The 17,140-nt window shown below is 70.8% G+C and carries 19 protein-coding genes; 11 read left to right on the plus strand and 8 right to left on the minus strand.

Translation table 11 applies throughout. The features are described 5' to 3' along the window. The first annotated feature begins 50 nt into the window (after window positions 1-50). Complete coding sequence (locus tag BLT28_RS17030) at window positions 51-1,028, plus strand: SseB family protein (RefSeq protein ID WP_030430352.1); 978 nt, start codon at window positions 51-53, stop codon at window positions 1,026-1,028. A 91-nt stretch (window positions 1,029-1,119) separates the two neighbouring features. Further along, window positions 1,120-1,938, plus strand: coding sequence for an SDR family oxidoreductase (locus tag BLT28_RS17035; RefSeq protein WP_030430353.1), 819 nt, complete (start codon window positions 1,120-1,122; stop codon window positions 1,936-1,938). On the opposite strand, the gene BLT28_RS17040 is transcribed toward BLT28_RS17035, so the two are convergent. Further along, window positions 1,922-2,737, minus strand: coding sequence for an ATP-binding protein (locus BLT28_RS17040; protein WP_052407470.1), 816 nt, complete (start codon window positions 2,735-2,737; stop codon window positions 1,922-1,924). The two genes, BLT28_RS17035 and BLT28_RS17040, sit on opposite strands and share 17 nt — an antisense overlap. After that, entirely contained in the window at window positions 2,715-3,578 is an 864-nt protein-coding gene (locus BLT28_RS17045) for a haloalkane dehalogenase (protein ID WP_030430355.1), read from the minus strand. The genes BLT28_RS17040 and BLT28_RS17045 overlap by 23 nt, the downstream gene beginning before the upstream one ends. A gap of 75 nt (window positions 3,579-3,653) precedes the next feature. On the opposite strand from BLT28_RS17045, the gene BLT28_RS17050 reads away from it, so the two are divergent. Further along, window positions 3,654-4,091: a MarR family winged helix-turn-helix transcriptional regulator gene (locus BLT28_RS17050; RefSeq protein ID WP_030430356.1), complete on the plus strand. Its 438-nt coding sequence runs from the start codon at window positions 3,654-3,656 to the stop codon at window positions 4,089-4,091. Here the strand turns inward: BLT28_RS17050 and BLT28_RS17055 are convergent. Then, window positions 4,071-4,535 carry an HNH endonuclease gene (locus BLT28_RS17055; protein WP_030430357.1) on the minus strand — a complete coding sequence of 155 codons (465 nt, stop codon included), beginning with the start codon at window positions 4,533-4,535 and terminating at the stop codon, window positions 4,071-4,073. The two genes, BLT28_RS17050 and BLT28_RS17055, sit on opposite strands and share 21 nt — an antisense overlap. Window positions 4,536-4,653: 118 nt before the next feature. Between BLT28_RS17055 and BLT28_RS17060 the strand changes: the two genes are divergently transcribed. Next, window positions 4,654-5,238, plus strand: coding sequence for a phosphoribosylanthranilate isomerase (locus BLT28_RS17060; protein WP_030430358.1), 585 nt, complete (start codon window positions 4,654-4,656; stop codon window positions 5,236-5,238). Window positions 5,239-5,252: 14 nt separating this feature from the next. Here BLT28_RS17060 and BLT28_RS17065 read toward each other — a convergent pair whose 3' ends face one another. After that, window positions 5,253-5,555, minus strand: a complete 303-nt coding sequence (locus BLT28_RS17065; protein WP_156051081.1) for a DUF6355 family natural product biosynthesis protein — start codon at window positions 5,553-5,555, stop codon at window positions 5,253-5,255. A gap of 169 nt (window positions 5,556-5,724) precedes the next feature. Continuing rightward, window positions 5,725-6,411 carry a carbon-nitrogen hydrolase family protein gene (locus BLT28_RS17070; RefSeq protein WP_030430360.1) on the minus strand — a complete coding sequence of 229 codons (687 nt, stop codon included), beginning with the start codon at window positions 6,409-6,411 and terminating at the stop codon, window positions 5,725-5,727. Window positions 6,412-6,553: 142 nt separating this feature from the next. Here BLT28_RS17070 and BLT28_RS17075 point away from each other — a divergent pair, with 142 nt between their 5' ends. Next, window positions 6,554-8,371, plus strand: a complete 1,818-nt coding sequence (locus BLT28_RS17075; RefSeq protein WP_030430361.1) for an elongation factor G — start codon at window positions 6,554-6,556, stop codon at window positions 8,369-8,371. On the opposite strand, the gene BLT28_RS17080 is transcribed toward BLT28_RS17075, so the two are convergent. Continuing rightward, window positions 8,368-9,762 carry an FAD-dependent monooxygenase gene (locus tag BLT28_RS17080; RefSeq protein ID WP_030430362.1) on the minus strand — a complete coding sequence of 465 codons (1,395 nt, stop codon included), beginning with the start codon at window positions 9,760-9,762 and terminating at the stop codon, window positions 8,368-8,370. The genes BLT28_RS17075 and BLT28_RS17080 overlap by 4 nt on opposite strands. Window positions 9,763-9,835: 73 nt before the next feature. Between BLT28_RS17080 and BLT28_RS17085 the strand changes: the two genes are divergently transcribed. Continuing rightward, window positions 9,836-10,465: a TetR family transcriptional regulator gene (locus BLT28_RS17085; protein WP_030430363.1), complete on the plus strand. Its 630-nt coding sequence runs from the start codon at window positions 9,836-9,838 to the stop codon at window positions 10,463-10,465. Here the strand turns inward: BLT28_RS17085 and BLT28_RS17090 are convergent. Further along, entirely contained in the window at window positions 10,452-11,381 is a 930-nt protein-coding gene (locus BLT28_RS17090; protein WP_030430364.1) for a hypothetical protein, read from the minus strand. The genes BLT28_RS17085 and BLT28_RS17090 overlap by 14 nt on opposite strands. Window positions 11,382-11,787: 406 nt before the next feature. Here BLT28_RS17090 and BLT28_RS17095 point away from each other — a divergent pair, with 406 nt between their 5' ends. The 4 genes from BLT28_RS17095 to BLT28_RS17110 all read left to right on the plus strand — a co-directional run bounded on the left by BLT28_RS17095 (window position 11,788) and on the right by BLT28_RS17110 (window position 14,950). Continuing rightward, window positions 11,788-12,906 (plus strand): HNH endonuclease signature motif containing protein, encoded by a 1,119-nt coding sequence (locus tag BLT28_RS17095; RefSeq protein ID WP_081900390.1) that lies wholly within the window; start codon window positions 11,788-11,790, stop codon window positions 12,904-12,906. A 127-nt stretch (window positions 12,907-13,033) separates the two neighbouring features. Then, a complete protein-coding gene (locus BLT28_RS17100) occupies window positions 13,034-13,681 on the plus strand; it encodes a histidine phosphatase family protein (RefSeq protein ID WP_231950811.1) in 648 nt (215 codons plus the stop codon). Between the two features lie 20 nt (window positions 13,682-13,701). Beyond that, a complete protein-coding gene (locus BLT28_RS17105) occupies window positions 13,702-13,971 on the plus strand; it encodes a hypothetical protein (RefSeq protein ID WP_030430367.1) in 270 nt (89 codons plus the stop codon). A gap of 73 nt (window positions 13,972-14,044) precedes the next feature. Further along, entirely contained in the window at window positions 14,045-14,950 is a 906-nt protein-coding gene (locus BLT28_RS17110; protein ID WP_030430368.1) for a homocysteine S-methyltransferase family protein, read from the plus strand. Here the strand turns inward: BLT28_RS17110 and BLT28_RS17115 are convergent. After that, window positions 14,947-15,894, minus strand: a complete 948-nt coding sequence (locus BLT28_RS17115) for a quinone oxidoreductase family protein (RefSeq protein ID WP_081900391.1) — start codon at window positions 15,892-15,894, stop codon at window positions 14,947-14,949. The genes BLT28_RS17110 and BLT28_RS17115 overlap by 4 nt on opposite strands. 101 nt (window positions 15,895-15,995) lie before the next feature. Here BLT28_RS17115 and BLT28_RS17120 point away from each other — a divergent pair, with 101 nt between their 5' ends. Then, the gene (locus tag BLT28_RS17120) at window positions 15,996-17,078 is read left to right on the plus strand and encodes a hypothetical protein (RefSeq protein ID WP_030430370.1); all 1,083 of its coding nucleotides are present in this window, start codon (window positions 15,996-15,998) and stop codon (window positions 17,076-17,078) included. Window positions 17,079-17,140 lie beyond the last annotated feature (62 nt).

Raw genomic sequence — 17,140 nt, forward strand, 5'->3', positions numbered from 1 at the left:
GGGAAGGGCACTAGCCTTCCGGACAAATTACCGCAGAAGGGTGGTCACACGTGGAAACCGGATGGGGCCCGGCCAACGAGGTCGAGCGGGAGATCGCCGAGGCCTTGACGGCGGGTGACGGCAAGCGCTTCGCCAACGCGGTGATCGCCTCTCCGCTGTACCTGCCGGTACTGCCCGAGAAGGGCAGCGAGCGCTGGCGCGAGCTGAGCGCGCAGCTGCCGCTGGACCAGCCGCACGTGCTGGTCTTCACCTCCACCGACGCCATGTCCCTGCTGCTCGGCAGCTACACCAGGGGGCACATCGAGACCGACTACGCCTCGCTGGTGCGCAGCTGGCCGGGTCCGCAGTTCCAGCTCGCGATCAACCCCGGCCTGCCGATCGGCTCGGTGATGCCGGTGGAGGCGCTGGAGCAGCTGCGCACCGGCAAGGAGGAACTGATCCCCGCCGAGGCCCTGAGCAGCCTGGTGGAGGAGCGGGTCAACAAGCGGATGCGCGAGCTGTGCCTGGCCGGGCTGGGCCTCGGCGCGGGAGCGCTGCCCGCTGCCGCCCCGCCCGCGAACGAGCTGGAGGAGGCGCTGGCCAAGGCCGCCGCCGAAGCCGACGGTGAGGCGTTCCTCGCCGCGCTGTGGGAGTCCGACGTCGTCGTGCCGACCTCCGAGGAGGTCGAGGAGATCGTGCTCGACCCGGAGGTGGGCTTCCCCTGGCTGGACTTCGAGGACGCCGTCCCGGTGTTCACCTCGCAGGAGCAGCTGGAGCGCACCTCGAACTCCGTGGAGTTCTCGGCGGTCGTGCCGTTCATGGCGCTGCTGGCGCTGTGGCCGGACGCCCACCACATGCTGTGCCTGAACCCGGGCGCGCCGACGGAGTTGTTCCTGTCCGGGGAGACGCTGCTGTCCATCCTGATCGAGATGGACCAGCTGCCGCCCGAGCCAGAGCAGCCCGACGCGCCGATGCCACCGCTGGGCCACGACCGCCCCGACCCCCACCACGCGGACGACCACATCACGCCGCCGCACGACCTGCTCTGAGCGCGCTTGTCCCGTGTAGCGGTGACAGCGTCCTAGCGGTCGCTAGATCGGATCTGGCGCCTCCTGGGTGAGAACCCAAGAGGAGGCCGCAATGACGATCCTGGTTGCCGGAGCCACGGGAACGGTGGGCAGCGAGGTGGTGCGCCAGCTCGCTGAGGCGGGGCACCCGGTGCGCGCGCTGTCGAGGTCCCCGGAGCGGCACACGGCGCCCGCCGGGGTGGAGCTGGCGCGCGGGGACCTGGCCGTGCCGGAGTCGCTGGTGCCCGCGCTGGAGGGGGTGAGCGCGCTGCACCTGATCACCTTCGGCGGGGACGAGCCGTTGACGACCGGGCCGGAGCTGGTGGAGCTGGCGCGGCGGGCCGGGGTGCGGCGGGTCAGCGTGCTCAGCGGCTGGGAGGAGAGCTCGGTGGAGCGCGCGCTGCGGGCCAGCGATCTCGGCTGGACCTGGTTGCGGCCGGTGGAGTTCATGGCGAACGCGTTGTGGTGGAAGGAGAACATCCTCGCCACGGGCCGCATCGAGGTGTTCGGCGACTGGCCGACGGCGATGGTGCACGAGGCGGACATCGCGGCGGTCGCGGTCGCGGCGCTGACGGAGGACGGGCACGCGGGGCAGAACTACCTGATCACCGGGCCGGAGGCGTTGACGCCCGAGGACCGCGCGCGGGTCCTGGGCGAGGCGATCGGCAAGCGGCTCACCGTGCGGTTGCTGACCGAGGACGAGGAGCGCGCGAAACTGCGCTCCTACGGCTACTCCGAGGAGGACGTGGAGTTCGGCATCGCGCTCGGCAAGAACCCGCCGGAGGTGGGCATGGTCCCGCAGCCGACGGTGCGCCAGGTCACCGGTCGGCCCGGGCGCACGTTCGCGCAGTGGGCGGCCGAGCACGCCGGGGAGTTCACAACCGCCACGTGACGCCGGGCGCGGGGTCGTAGCGGCAGGTGCTGCCGGTCGCCACGGCCCCGCGCAGGTGGGCGGCGAGCGCGGGGTGCCGGTCGTCGAGCCGCCGCAGCGCGTCGCGAACGCGGTTGCCGACCGCCTTCCTGGCGCGCTCGGCGGTGTCCCCGAGCCTGCGCGTCCTTCCGCCGAGCCCCGCCGCGGCGCGGAGCTCGTCGAGCAGCGCCTGCCTTTCTGCGTCGAGCCGGGCGGCCTTCCGCGCGTCCGGCTCCTCGTCGATCCGACTTTCCAGTTCGTCAAGTCTTTGCCGGTAGCGCGCCTTGGCCTCGTCGTCGAGCACGTCGTCGGCGCCGAGGGCCTTGGGGGCGTCGGGGTTCAACAACCACGAGGCGGAGATGTCCGCGCCGGGATTGGACAGCAGCGCGTGCAGGTCGCGAAGTCCTTTGCTGTCGGGCACTTGGACACTGCGCTCGGCGAAGGTCAGTGTCCACACCTCGCCGACGAGCCGGAACACGTTGTCCCTCAAAGCCGCGTAGAACTCGAAGCCGGACTGGGCGAAGCGGTGCTGTGGCCGCAGCTCCCGAACCACCTGGAGCCACGGCCAGCAGTCCGGCGCTTCCTCGCTCTCCCAGCACGCGCCGACGACCACCGCGGCCCCGGCGGCGCGCGCCGAACCGACCACGGCGGACACCAGCGCGGTCTTGCCGATCCCGGCCTCACCGGTCACGAAGCACGCGCCGCCTCGCCCGGACAACGCCTTGCGCGACTCGGCCAGCAGCACGGCCAGCGGCCGGTCACGCCCGATCAGGTCCCCCATGCCCGCAGTATCGCCTCGACCAGGCGTTGATCGCGGCCGCGATCGCCTCGGGCCGGTCCTCCGGAGCGAGGTGCCCGGCGGGGCCGCAGTGCACCGTCTCCAGCGCGGCGATGTGCTCCACGCACCACTTCGTCAGCACCTCGCGCACCATCAAGGTCGGCGAGGTGTCGAAGGTCAGCAGCAGCTTGGGCACATCAGTGCTGGTCATGAGCCACTTGTCGTACTCCTCGACGCGGGCGACCACGTCGGCGGGACGACCCTCCAACGGCATCGCGCGCGGCCACTCCAGCAGCGGGCGACGGCTCTCCGGAGCGAGGAAGGGCGCGCGGTAGGCGTCCGCGTCCTCCGCCGAGAGGCCGGTGAGCACGGTGTGCGCCAGGGCCTGTTCCAGGAAGCCGAGGGCCAGGGCCGGGTCGAACTCGGCGTCCTTGAGCGCCTGGAAGCGGTCCCATGCGGCCGCGGGGAACTCCTCGCGGCTCATCGGCTTGAGGATCGTCTCCATGAAGGCGATGCCGCGCACGCGGGCGGGGTTGCGCGCCGCCCAGTCGAACGCGAGCGAGCCGCCCCAGTCGATGCCGACGAGCACCACCTCGTCGAGGTCCACGGCGTCGAACCAGGCGTCCAGGTAGCGCGCGTGGTCGTCGTAGCGGTACGGGATGCCGGGCTTGCCGGAGCGGCCCATGCCGATCAGGTCCGGGGCCAGGCGTCTGCCCTCGACCAGGGGTAAGACCTTCCGCCACAGGTGCGAGGACGCGGGGTTGCCGTGCAGGAACACGTGCGGCGCACCGCTGCCCCGGTCCTCGAAGTACATGGTCGAGTCGAGCACGTCGACGGTGGGCATGACGACCTCCAGTTCATTGGTGCGACTAACGTTAGTCCCACTAACGAACTGGGTCAACGGCTAGGATCACCGGCCATGGAGGAGACCCCCGCCCGGCTCATGGGCCTGCCCAGCTGGTTGCTGACGCAGACTGCCGCGCACACCCACCGCATCGTGCTCGACGGGCTGGCCGAGGCGGGCGCGCGCGGGCACCACTACCGGCTGCTGGCCACGCTGGAGGAGTTCGGCCCGGCCAGCCAGGCCACCGTCGGCAGGCACGCCGGCATCCACCTCAGCGACGTGGTCGCGGCCCTCAACGAGCTGGCGGAGCAGGGGCTGGTGGAGCGCTCGCCGGACCCGGAGGACCGGCGGCGCAACGTCATCACCATCACCGCGGCGGGCAGGCGGCAGCTGAGGAAGCTGGACAAGCGGCTCGCCAAGGCCCAGGACGAGCTGCTCGCCCCGCTCTCCGCGGACGAACGCGAGCAGCTCACCCGGATGCTGGGGCGCCTGCTAGAGCACCACAAGCGGTGACAGCTCGTCCCACGAGGGCACGCGCGGGGCGAAGCGCAGGCGCATCCCCGCCTCCTCGGGCAGCCGGTCGGCCTTGCGGGCGTTGCAGCTGCGCGAGGTCCCGCCGCAGGCCGCGACGGTGTTCAGCCACGAGGTACGGGCGCCGCCGCGGCTGACCGGCGTGACGTGGTCGACGGTGGTGGCCGTGCGACCGCAGTAGGCGCAGATGTGGTTGTCGCGCTTGAGGACCCCGCGACGGGACCACCGCGGCGGTTGCGAGTGGCGCCACTTCATCACGACGTAGCGCAGCAGCCGCACCGAGCGCGGGCGCGGGAACAGGCCGTAGCCCGCTCCGGTGTCCGACTCGTGGATCTCGGCGACCCGGCGCAGGAGCATGCGGATCGCATGCGGGACCGAGACCGTGTGCAACGGCTCGTAGCCGGCGTTGAGGACGAGGACACGCATGGCGGAACACACTCCTTCCGAGATGATTTCGTTGCCGGACAACGCGTTCATCTTCGGGAGGCGTGAGGTCGGCGGCAACCGCATTTCACCGGGCGCCGCGACAGGGCACACTGGTGCCATGTTCGTGAAGATCTGCGGCTTGAAGACGGTCGCCGACGTCGAGTGCGCGGTCGCCGTGGGCGCCGACGCCGTGGGCTTCGTACTGGCCAAGAGCCCCCGGCAGATCAGCGTCGACGAGGTCGCGCGCCTGGTCCCGGCGTCTTCCGCGCTGACCGTGGGCGTCTTCCTCGGCCAGACCGTGGCCGAGATCCGGTCGATCGTCGCCGCCACCGGGCTCGGCGGGGTGCAGCTGCACGGATCGGCTTACACCGCAAGGGATTTCGCGGCCCTGGCCGATCTCGGCGTCACCTTGATCCGGGCCATCTCGACCGAGGCACCCGTCACGGTCGGCTCGTTCGGCGAGGACATGCTGATCCTGGACTCACCGCGCGCCGGGTCGGGCGAGCAGTGGGCGTGGTCGGCGCTGCGCGGTCAGACCGGCCGGTGGATGCTCGCGGGCGGCCTGACCCCGGCCAACGTCGCCGAGGCCGTCGCCACGGTCAGCCCCTGGGGCGTCGACGTCTCCAGCGGCGTGGAACTCACCCGCGGCACCAAGGACCACGGCCTCATCCGCGACTTCATGAAGGCCGTCCGCACCCCCTAGTTCTCAGGCGTGCATCAGCACAACGTGTCGGTGTACCACGCGTTGTCCGCGATCTGGTACCACTCGACGAGCCTGTTCTCCCACGGCCGCATGCACTCGAACCGGTTGGGTTCGTACCGCATGTCGATCTCGATCCTGACCGCGTAGTCACTGCAGTTCTTGTACTTGAGCATGTGACCGCCGCTGGTCTGGAGCACGATGTACGCACCGCACCGCTCGCCGATCGGCGCCTCCGCCTGAGCAACCGGGGCGGCGACGGCAACGCCGGCAACCGCTGCGCAGACCACTGCGAACGTTCGGAAAACCTTCGGTCTCATGTGTCCTCCACCGGTGAGAATTTCGGGAGGAGGCTAGACCTGCCTCCGATGCGGAAGCAACGTGAAACGGCTCAACGAAGGCACATTCACGCGAGGACAAAACCGCAGGCCGGCGGCTCGAACGAGGCCGCAGAACAGGAAAGGATCTCAGCTTCTCCCGCGACCTCGGTCAGGAGAGCTCGGCGCGGGCCACGGCGCCGACGTCGGTGCCGGCGAAGGCGATCATCGTGCCGTCCGGCGCCCAGATGCCGGAGCGCCCGGCGGTCTCGGAGAACCCACCACCGGTGGGACCGGCGAAGCTGGACACGGCCACGTACACCTCGTGCGTGGTGGCGGTGCGCTGAGCGCGCTCGGCGACGACGTCCGGCTTGTCCTCGACGACACCGGCGACGTAGACGTCGATGCCCAGCGCGGCGGTGTCCGCGGCGTGCTGGGGAACGCCGGTGTCACGGCAGATGGCCAGGCCGAGCCGCCAGCCGTCGACAGTGATCACCGCAGGCCGCTCGCCAGGCGTGAACAGGTCGAGTTCCACGCCGTGCAGGTTGATTTTCTTGTACGCCAGGGAGACCCCGTCACCGTCGACGGCGAGCACGGCGATGTGCCTTCCGGGCACCGGCGCGCCGACCAGTGCCACCGAACCGGTTTCCGCGCACGCCTCGACGATCGGCTCCAGGCGCGGGTCGTCGAGCTGGCAGTCCACGGCCTCCGGTTCGTAGCCGGTCAGGGAGAGCTCCGGGAAGACGACCACCCGTGCGTCCGCGGCGCGCACGGTCTCCGCGTGGATCTTGGCGTTCGCCGCCACCTCGTGCGAGGCGCACTGGGGCTGGGCTACCGCGATCACAAGGGGTTCACGCATGGCGCCAGCGTAATTCAGCTGCGCGCGGACCGCCCTGTTGTTATGGTCCGGCCCTCATCCGACTCCAGGGAGGTTCCCATGCGCCGAGTGACGACAGGCCCCATCCTCTGTCGCTCGCTCGCACGTAAGGACCTCATCCCGCATGCGGATGCTCAACCTCGGCATCGTCGCCCACGTCGACGCAGGTAAGACCAGCCTCACCGAACGACTCCTGTTCTCCTCCGGCGCCATCCGCCGCCTCGGCTCCGTCGACGACGGCAGCACCACGACGGACGGCATGGACCTGGAGCGGCGCAGGGGTATCACGATCCGCTCGGCCGTCGCCGCGTTCACCACGGCCGACTGCCGGGTGCACCTCATCGACACGCCCGGCCACACCGACTTCGTCGCCGAGGTCGAGCGCGCGCTCGGTGTGCTCGACGGCGCGATCCTCGTGATCTCGGCGGTGGAAGGCGTTCAGGCGCACACGCGCGTGCTCATGCGCACCCTGCGCGCGATGCGCGTGCCGACGATCCTGTTCGTCAACAAGATCGACCGTGTCGGCGCCCGGCACACCGAGCTGCTGGCGGACATCCGCCGTCTGCTCAGCGACACCGCGATCCCGCTGAACCGCCCCGTGGACCTGGGCAGTCGCGCGGCGGACGTCGTCGAGATCGCCCCGGACGCCGCACTGCTCGCCGAGCACAGCGACGCCGTTCTTGAGTCCTATGTGGATGGACAGGTAGACGAGAACCTGCTGCGGGAGGAGCTGCGGGCGCAGTCCCGGGCCGGGCTCGCGCACCCGGTCCTCTTCGGATCGGCCATCACCGGCGTGGGGATCTCCGCCCTGCTCAAGGGGATCGCGGAGCTCCTGCCCTCGGTCGAAGCCGTTCCGGACGGACCGCTGGACGGCGTCGTGTTCGCGGTCGAGCACGGGCGGCAGCGGCTGGCCGTGGCTCGCTTGTTCTCCGGATCACTGGCAGCACGCGACGAGGTGACCTTCGACTCCGGCTCCGGAGTCGCGACGATGGTCCTGGACGTCTCCGGTGAGCGGACGAGGGTGCCGTCGGGTGGCATCGCGCGCATCGGCGGACTCCCGTTGCGCATCGGTGACCGCCTCGGCTCGGCAGGCGCGTCCCGAACCCCGGCGCGGTTCAGTCCACCGACCTTGGAAACCGTTGTGACAGCGGACGATCCGACCGCGTTGTTCACCGCGCTCAGCCAGCTGGCCGATCAGGACCCGCTGATCGACGTGCGGCGCTCGTCCCCGGGGAGCCTCGTCGTCTCCCTCTACGGCGAGGTGCAGCGCGAGGTGATCGCCGCGCGGTTGGAGGAGGAATTCGGGATAGCGGCGGTGTTCTCCGCGCCGCGAGTGATCTGCGTCGAGCGCGTGGCGGGTGTCGGCCACGCGGTGCAGAGCATCGGCGACACCACCCCCGTCATGCACTGGGCGACGATCGGTCTCCGCGTCGAGCCCGGCTCCTCAGGCGTGACGTTCCGTTTGGAGGTCGAACGCGGCTCGTTGCCCGCCGCGTTCCTGACAGCGATCGAGGAGACGGCGCATGAGGAGCTCCGCGAAGGCGTTCACGGCTGGCAGGTGGTCGATTGTGACGTCACGCTCACGCACAGCGGCTTCTGCAGCCCGGTCAGCGTGGCCGCCGACTTCCGTGGTCTCACGCCGCTCGTGCTCGCGGACGCGTTGGCGGAAGCGGGAACCGTGGTGTGCCAGCCATGGGACGAGGTTGAGCTGGAGGTGCCGGAGGAGGCGCTGAGCAGCGTGCTCAACGCGCTCATCCGGCTCGACGGCCTGCCGGAGACACCGTTGGTGCGCAACGGTTCCGCGCTGGTCGAGGCGGTCATCCCCTCGGCTCGGCTGCGCGAGTTCCACCGCGTGCTGCCGGGGCTCTCCGGTGGCTCCGGCGTGCTGACCTCCCGCTTCAGCGGCCACCGCCCCGTCAGCGGTGAACCGCCGACCCGCTAGCCGAAGGTGGCGCGGAGTGCTGGTTCGAGGGGGCCTTCGCCTCGCCAGCACGCCGCGCCGTCCGGGCGGAGCAGGATCGCGTCGAAGTCCTGGGATGCCTTGCCGCGCACCAGGTCCACGCGGTCGGCCCACTCCTCGGGCAGGTGCGCGGAGCCGGTCAGGTCGACGAGCACACCGCGCCCGGGGCGCAGCAGCTCGGCGAGCCGCGTGGGGCCTCCGGCGGTCACCAGGTCGAAATCCGGCACGCGGGTCTCGTCGTCCAGACCGGACATCATGCCCGCGATGAAGCGGTTGGTGTCCGGCAGGCTCAGCATGTCGGCGAAGATCTCGCGCAGCGCGAGGACGTCCTCGGAGGGCTTGGGCGTGGCCAGAACCCGTTGCGCGGACGTGTGGTGCAGCACGCGGGCCGCCTTGGGGTGCCGCTCGGCGTGGTAGGTGTCGAGCAGTCCCTCGGGCGCCCACCCGGCGATGGTCGCGGCCAGCTTCCACCCGAGGTTGATCGCTTCCTGCACACCGAGGTTGAGCCCCTGGCCGCCGAGGGGTGAGTGGACGTGCGCGGCGTCACCGGCGAACAGCACGCGGCCGTGGCGGTACTGCTCCAGCTGCCGGGTGGAGTCGCCGAAACGGGAGCGGGTGAGGACTTCAGCGAGCACAGTCGGACCGTAGAGCGCGGTGAGCGCCTGCTGGATCGCCTCGTCGGACTCGGCGGTGTCGACCTCGTCGAGCTTGCCGAAGGTGAACCGGTACTTGTCGCCGCCGGTCGGGACGAGCATTCCCCAGTACTGCTCGACTTCTCGCGTCAACGTGCTCATGTGCCCGGCCGCCTTCGGGACGAGCTCGGAGACGGAGGACAGCCGGATGTCGGCGAGCACGGACTTGAAAGTGCCGGAGCGGCCGGGGAAAGGCAGGCCGAGCAGCTTGCGCACGGTGCTGTGCGCGCCGTCGCAGGCGACCAGGTACCGCGCGCGCAGCTCCCCGTCCGCCGCCACCGCGACTCCGTCAGCGTCCTGCGAGACGGCGGTGATCTCGCGGCCACGCAACACCTGTGCGCCGCGCGCGATGGCCGCGTTCTCCAGGACCTCCTCGATCCTCCACTGCGGAATGCCGATCGGATAGGGATTCCGCGTGTTCCAAGGAGTGCAGTCGAGTTCCACCGGCAGACCGGCGAAGTGACCGCCGACCGTCGGCCGAGCGTGCGCCCGCTCGATGATCGGGTCGAGCAGGCCCCGCGCGTCCAGCAGCTCGGCGGTGCGCGGCTGGATCGCGCCGCCTTTGGTCTGTTCCACGCGCTCGGTCAGCCGCTCGACCACCACGACCTCGGCACCGCCCAGCGCCAGCTCGTGGGCCAGCGTCAACCCCGCCGGACCGGCCCCCGCCACGATGACGTCCACAAAACTCCCCTCAGCGCAAAAGTAGACTCAGTGCAATATAGACCTGAGTGCAGGAGTTCGCTAGCCTTGGCCCGTGGACGAGCGGACCGGTCTGCGGGAACGGAAGAAACACCGCACGCGTGAGGCCATCTCGAACGCGGCGCTGGAGCTGTTCTTCGAGCACGGCTTCGACCAGGTGTCGATCTCCCGGATCGCCCAGGCCGCCGAGGTCTCGCGGCGCACGCTGTTCGCCTACTTCCCCGCCAAGGAGGACCTGGTCCTGCACCGGATCGCCGACCACCGGACGGAGAGCGCGCGGATCGTGCGGGACCACCCGGACGCGCCGCTGGACGCGCTGCGCGCTCACTTCATGGACGGCTTGGACCGCCGCGACCCGATCACCGGGCTGTGCGACGTGCCCGCGGCAGTCGCGCTGTACCGGCTGATCATGGGCACGCCGTCGCTGGCGGCGGGCATGCTGCGCTACCGCGAGGCTTCGGAGGTCGCACTCGCCGACGCGTTGCGGCCTCACCTTCCGGGGCTCAACGCCCGGCTCGCCGCCGCGCAGATCATGGCTGTCCAATGGTTGCTCGCCGAGGACAACCAGCGGCTCATCGCGGACGGCACGAGCGCGGACGAGGCCTACCCCGCGGCCGTGGACGCCGCGGGGCAGGGCTTCGACCTGTTGAGCGCAGGACTGGGCAGGGCCCTCAGTAGCGGCTGATCCGGAACACCCCGATGTCGTCGGCGTCGGTGCCCTGCGCGGGCGAGGTCTGGTTCAGCGAAGCCTCGACGCCGACCCAGCCGTGGAAGTTCCCGTCGCTGTCGATGATCTGCATCAACGGCTTCACATGGGAGTTCCCGGTGTAGCAGTGCTCGCCGCGGCCGTCAGCCAGCGCGGTGCGCCAGTGCCAGATGGTGTCCCTGCGGTCGTTCGCGGTGGCGTTGGCGGTCGACAGGTAGTACTGCGTGGTCGGCGTTTTGCCGCCGAGGCAACGAGAACTCGCGCAGGTCTTCCAGTCCCGCTGCCAGAACGGACTGCCCGAGCCCTGGTCGAGGTAGGGCTTGCCCGCGTCGGTCTTCCAGAGGTGGTACTGGTGCTCGAAGGCGTTGTGGTCGGCGGCGGCGATCTTCGCCATGGACGCCCGCTGGTCCCACTTCGCGTCACTGCCGTAGCCGTAGCCGTGCGTGGCCTTGAACGAGCTGGCGCGGAAGGAGAGTTTGGTGAGCTTGCCCGCGATCGGCTGGCTGACGGTCCACTCCTCCCAGCCCGCGGAGTCCCACGTGACGCGCAGGACGGAGCCGTTGAGCGTGTACTTGCCGCTGAGCTTCCGCGGCGGCGAACCCGCCTGGAACCCGTTGGCGGTCTGCACCTGGCACGCGCGCGCCACGCAGTTCTTGCCGGTCACCCCGGTGTAGCTGCGCTTGACGCGGTCCTTCTGGCTCCAGTGGAAGTGGGACTCGCTGACCGTTCCGGACGCGGTGAGCGAGTAGTTCGCCAGCCGGACCCAGTTCGCCGACGATGCCGTGTTCAGCCCACCGATCGCGACGACGAACCGCGACATCACAGGCGCGGCCTGGGCGGGCAGCACCGTGGTCGCGCTCATCAGAACGGCAAGGACGACAGCGAGTGTGCGCATGCCAGGAAAGCTAGCCAGTGGCGGCAAAGATTCGCTTAAGCAGGGGGTTCTGCGGCCTTGGGAGGCTCGGGTGCGTTGGGGGGTGCTTGGGGGGCGCGCCAGGGCGGGGTTTGGCTGATACCGCGGCTTGCGGGTGCGTTGGGGGTGCGTGTCTTGGCAAGGACCTGGGCAGGAGTTGCTCTGGGGTTCGGTTGGTACGGCGCCTGGCGGTCGACCTGTGGGGCGTGCCCTTGTCGGGGCTTGGCCGGCACGACACTTGGCCTTGCCCTTGTGGGGTGAATTCCCTGATCTTGTTGCAGGACAAAGGAAAATCCGACCTGGACACGGTACGTGAACCCTCGAACGTGTGACCTCTGCGTTGGCCTATAAGGGAAAAGGCGCGTTGTGGGCCGACTACAATCGAGGCATGCGTGATGAGCTTGATGATGTGGCGGACGCCTTCCGCGAGGTGGCGCGCGCCCAAGCCGTGCTCGCGCAGCGGGTCGGGGACTACCTCGACACCCTCCCCGCGTCGCTCTACCCCTACGCCGCCGACGAGATCGGTCCGTTGCTGTCGATCTCCCACCGCGCGGCGGCCACTCTGGCGAACAACGCCGAAGTGCTCCGCGAGCGGCCCGCGACGCTGAACGCTTTGCTCGCCGGAGCGATCGACCAGAGCAAGGCGTTGCTGATCGCCGGGCTGGTCATGCGCCTGTCGGCATCGGCGGCCGCGATCGCCGAAGCCGAACTGCTGGAGTTCGCGCTGACCCACACCTACGGCGAAACCAGGGCCAAGGGACAGAAGCTGGTCATCAAGCTCGACCCCGAGGCGGCGAAAGCCCGGCACGAGGAGAAGCGCAAGACCCGCCGCGTGGAGAAGCTGCCGCAGGAGGACGCGATGTGCGACGTCCGGCTCTGCCTGACCGCCGTGGAAGGCGTGCAGGTCTGGGACCGGGTCGACCGGATCGCGCGCGGGCTGCCGGGCGACGGGCGCACGATGGACCAGAAGCGCGCGGACGTGGCGGTCGACCTGTTGCTCGGCCGGGACACGGGCGCGCCGCAGGGCGAGACCCGGGTGAACGTGACCATGCCCGCGACCACCGCGCTGGGGCTGGACCAGACCCCGGCGGTGCTGGCCGGATACGGGCCGCTGCCCGCTCACCTCCCCCGCGAACTGGCCGCGGACGGGGTGTGGAAGCGCATCCTCACCAACCCGGTGGACGGCACCGCCGTCGACGTGAGCGCCCGGAGCTACCGGCCACCCGCCGCGCTCCGCGACCTCGTGTGGGCCCGCTACCCGACGTGCACGGCGGTCGGGTGCCGCCAGCCCGCGCACCGCTGCGACATCGACCACTGCTGCCCGTTCGACGGCACCAACACCACTGCCGACAACCTCCGGCCCAAGTGCCGACACCACCACCGGATGAAGACCGAGACCACGTGGTCCTGCCGCAACCTCCCGGACGGGTGGCACGAGTGGACCACGCCGTCCGGGCGGAACTACCGCACCGGGCCCGAACCCGTCGCCGACCCGGCGCCCTTCTGACCCCTCAGGATTGTCAGCGGGTCGATGTGCGCCGACAGCAGTCAGGGGCTGCGCCACATGCAGCATTACCGGTGATCTTCAGCGATCTTGTCTTGGACCGCCGGTCGCGGTGTGCCAGCGTCGGGGGGTGGCCGAGCTGAGGGTGTGGTTGATCCGGCACGGGGAGAGCGAGTCCAATGTGGGCGGACCCAGCTCCTCCCCGGGCGAGACACCGCTGACCGCGATCGGCCACCGGCAGGCGGTGCAGCTGGCGCGGGCGATGCCGGTACCGCCGGAGCTGATCGTCACCTCGCCGTACCGGCGCGCCCGGCAGACCGCGCAGCCCGCGGCGGAGCGCTTCCCGGACACGCCGCGCGAAGTGTGGCCGGTGCAGGAGTTCACCTACCTCGGCAGCCTCGAAGGTCGCTCCACCACGGTCCAGGAACGCAGGCCGTACGTGCAGGCCTACTGGAACCGCGCCGACCCCGAACTGCGGGAGGGCGGGGCCGAATCCTTCACCGACCTCGTCGGGCGCGTGCGGACCTTCCTGGTGCGCCTCGGCAAGAACGGGCCGGGGCCGATCATCGTGTTCACCCACGAGGTGTTCATCAAGTGCGTGATGTGGGTGCTGCTGGACCAGCCCGGCACGATCGACCGGCGCGCCATGCTCGGCTTCCGCGGTTTCCACGACGGCAACACGGTGGCCAACTGCACCGGGGTCGAACTGCGCTCCACCGAGGGCGAGCGGTTCGACCTGCTGCCGAACCGGGTCGCGTGGAGCCCGCCGCCGCGCTGAACCGCGGGCACAATGGGGGCATGAACGAGCCGAAACCCCTCGAGGGCGAGATCGTCGACGTCACCCCGCCGCCGCCGGTGACGCCGCAGTTCGACTACGACGAGGGTGGCGTGCCGACGTTTGACTACGTGCGCGACCGCATCGAAGGGCGGGCGGCCACGGCGGCGGGCGCGACCGAACTGGACGCGGTGGCCGGCGACGCCGCCGACGTGGAACAGCAGTTCGCCGAGCGGGAGCGCGCCGGGCGGGACCGCCTCGAGGAGATTCGCCGGTCGATGCGGGGCGAGTGAACCGATCGAGTAGTTCTGTCGGCGGCCCCGGGGGTCGATACTCATCCGTTGACGCAACGGAGGTGGTCTCCCCATGGCACCGCGCCCGCTACTCCAGGACAAGATCTTCCTCACCGACTCGGGCCTGGAAACCGACCTCATCTTCAACGAGGGCGTGGACCTGCCCGACTTCGCCGCCTTCCCGCTGCTGGGCACCGCCGAGGGGCGGCAGCGGCTGCGCGCGTACTTCATCCGGCACATCGCCGTCGCCCGCCGGGCCGGAGTCGGCTTCGTGCTGGAGGCGCCGACGTGGCGGGCCAACCCCGACTGGGGCGCGCGCCTCGGCTACGACGCCGGCGCGCTGGCCACGGCGAACCGCAACGCGGTGGAGCTGCTGGCCGACGTGTGCGAAGCCTTCGAGGGCACGGAGATGCTGCTGAGCGGCTGCGTGGGCCCGCGCGGCGACGGCTACCGGCCGGAGGCGGCGATGACCGCCGACCACGCGCGGGCCTACCACCAGGCCCAGGTCGACGCGTTCGCCGCGGCCGGAGCGGACCTGGTCACCGCGATGACCATGACCACGGTCGCGGAGGGCCTGGGCATCGCGCGCGCCGCCGAGCGGGCCGGCTTGCCGTCGGTGGTGTCGTTCACCGTGGAGACCGACGGGAACCTGCCGGACGGCACGGCGCTGGCCGACGCGATCGCGGCGGTGGACGCGGACACCCCGCCCGACTACTTCATGATCAACTGCGCGCACCCCGACCACTTCGCCGGCCGGTTGGACGGCGAGTGGACCGCGCGGGTGCGGGGTGTGCGCGCCAACGCCTCCCGGCGCAGCCACGCGGAGCTGGACGAAGCAGTCGAACTGGACGCGGGCGACCCGGCGGAACTGGCCGACGACTACGTCCGGCTGCGGAAGGCACTGCCGAACCTGAACGTCCTCGGCGGCTGTTGCGGCACCGACGTGCGGCACGTGGCCGCGATCGCCGCCGCGCTCTAGGGCACGAGCAGCACGCGACCGGAATGCCCGCCCGCCTCCAGCAGCCGATGCGCCCGCGCCGCCTCCGCCAGGGGAACCACCTGGTACGGCGGCGGGGTCAGCGTCCCGTCGCGCAGCCAGCCGCAGATCATCGCGATGTCCTCGCGCAGGTCGTCGCCGGTCAGGTTCTCCGTGCTGTAGCCGGTCAGCACCAGCTCCTGGATCAGGTCCCACGCGGACAGGCCCAGCTCCGGCCCGGTGAGCGCGCCGACCAGGCACAGCCTGCCACCCCGGCGCAGCACCGCGACGGAGTCGGCGAAAGTGCGCTCCCCCAGGGTCTCCAGCACCCCGTCCACGCTGCGCGGCCCCAGCTCGTCGAGCAGGGAGCGCTCGGCCGGCGAGCGCGAGCTGGTGCCGATCACCTCGGCGCCCATGGCCTCGGCCATCCGCACCGCGACCGAGCCGACCCCGCCGGACGCGCCGTGCACCACGACGGTGTGGCCCGGGCGGATCTCCAGGCGCCGCAACCCCTCGTAGGCCGTCACCCCGGCGAGGCCGACCGCGGCGACGGCGTACGGGTCCAGCTCCGCGGGCACGGCAGCGACGGACTCCGCGCGCACGGTGACGTGCGTGGCGTAGCAGCCGGGCCGCTCGCCGTGGACGCCGCCGAGCCGCTGCATCATGGTGATCACGCGCTGCCCCACCGGCGGCCAGTGCACACCCGGACCGGTCTGCACGACCTCGCCGAGGACTTCGAGCCCCGGGGTGTAGGGGAACGGATCGGCGCGCTGGACCGGCCAGTGCCCGCGGCGGATCTCCACGTCGGCGCGGTTGACCGGGGCCGCGATCGTGGCGATCCGGACCTCGCCCTCCGGGACCGCGCCGAGCCGGACTTCCCGCAGTTCCAACACTTCCGGGCCACCGTAGCCGTTCAACTGCACCGCGGCCGGTCCTGCCGTCGTCATTCGCGGGAGCCTAGTCCGGGCGAACGCGATCGGCGTGTCGGGATGAAGCGGTACCGATCCCTGCAGGAAACTCGGCCACCCACACGAGGAGGCTCCCCACCATGTCCCGACAGCTGCACTTCTGCGGCAGCCTGCCGCCCGAGCTGACCACCACCGACGCCGAGGTCTCGCGCTGGTTCCTCGACCACGCCGAGGGGCGGCCGGTCACCGCGGTGCCCGCGCGGCAGGACCCGCGATGGGTGATCGACTACCTGCTGGGGCTCGCCGAGCACCGCGACGTGTTCGAGGTGACCGTTCCCGGCGAGTACGCCGACTACGACGACATGCGCGGCTACCGCGTGCGCAAGGGCGCCGTGCTGAAGCCGGAGCACGTCTCGCACGGCGACGTGGACGCGACGATCGCCAAGGTGGACGCGTTCAAGGCGTTGGGGCTGGGCGACACGCGGTTACTGCTGCCGGTGCCGAGCCCGATCGACCTGTCGCTGTTCACCTTCGTCGGCCCCAGCTTCCAGAACGCGATCCCGGCGCTGTCGGAGGTGCGGCTGGCGTTGAAGTACATGCCGGTCTACACCGACGCCATCGTCGACTACGTCACCAGGGTCACCGAGGCGCGCGGCGAGGACGTGCTGTGGCACGTCGAGTTCCCGTCCGCGCTGATCGGCATGTGGAAGGCGCGGATCTTCCCGGGCGGGCCCGGCCTGTCCTCGTCCTTGCACACCAAGTACATCGCGAAGATGCTGGCGCGCTTCCCCCAGCAGGCCAAGGTGATCCTGCACCTGTGCTACGGCAACTACAACAACACAGAGATCTTCGTGCCGAAGGACCTGTCGTGGACGGTGACCTACCTCAACAAGCTCGGCCGTGAGCTGACCCGCAGGCAGGTCGCCGTGCCGCCGGTGCACATCCCGATCGCCTTCGGCGCGCACCCGCCGTCGTTGGACGAGGCGTTCTACGCACCGTTGCGCGGCTTGTCCCCGTCCTGGAACAGGCTCATCGCGGGTGTGGTGGCCGAGTCCGACGCGCTGGCGTCGGTGGGCGCGCTGCACCTGTTCGAGACCGCGGCCAAGCGCAAGTCCGTCGGCGTCGCGTGCGCGTGCGGCCTGGGCAGGCACACCGCCGCCGCGGCCGAGCGCGCGGCCAAGGCCATGATCACCGTGGCGGAGGCGCACCCGCGCAAGGACTGAAATCGGGGTGCGGCGCCGGGGGCGCGCTGTGAGAATCGCGGCGCCGCACCACATGTACTCGA

Origin of the sequence: Allokutzneria albata, assembly GCF_900103775.1 — a bacterium.
Classification (GTDB): Bacteria; Actinomycetota; Actinomycetes; order Mycobacteriales; family Pseudonocardiaceae; genus Allokutzneria; species Allokutzneria albata.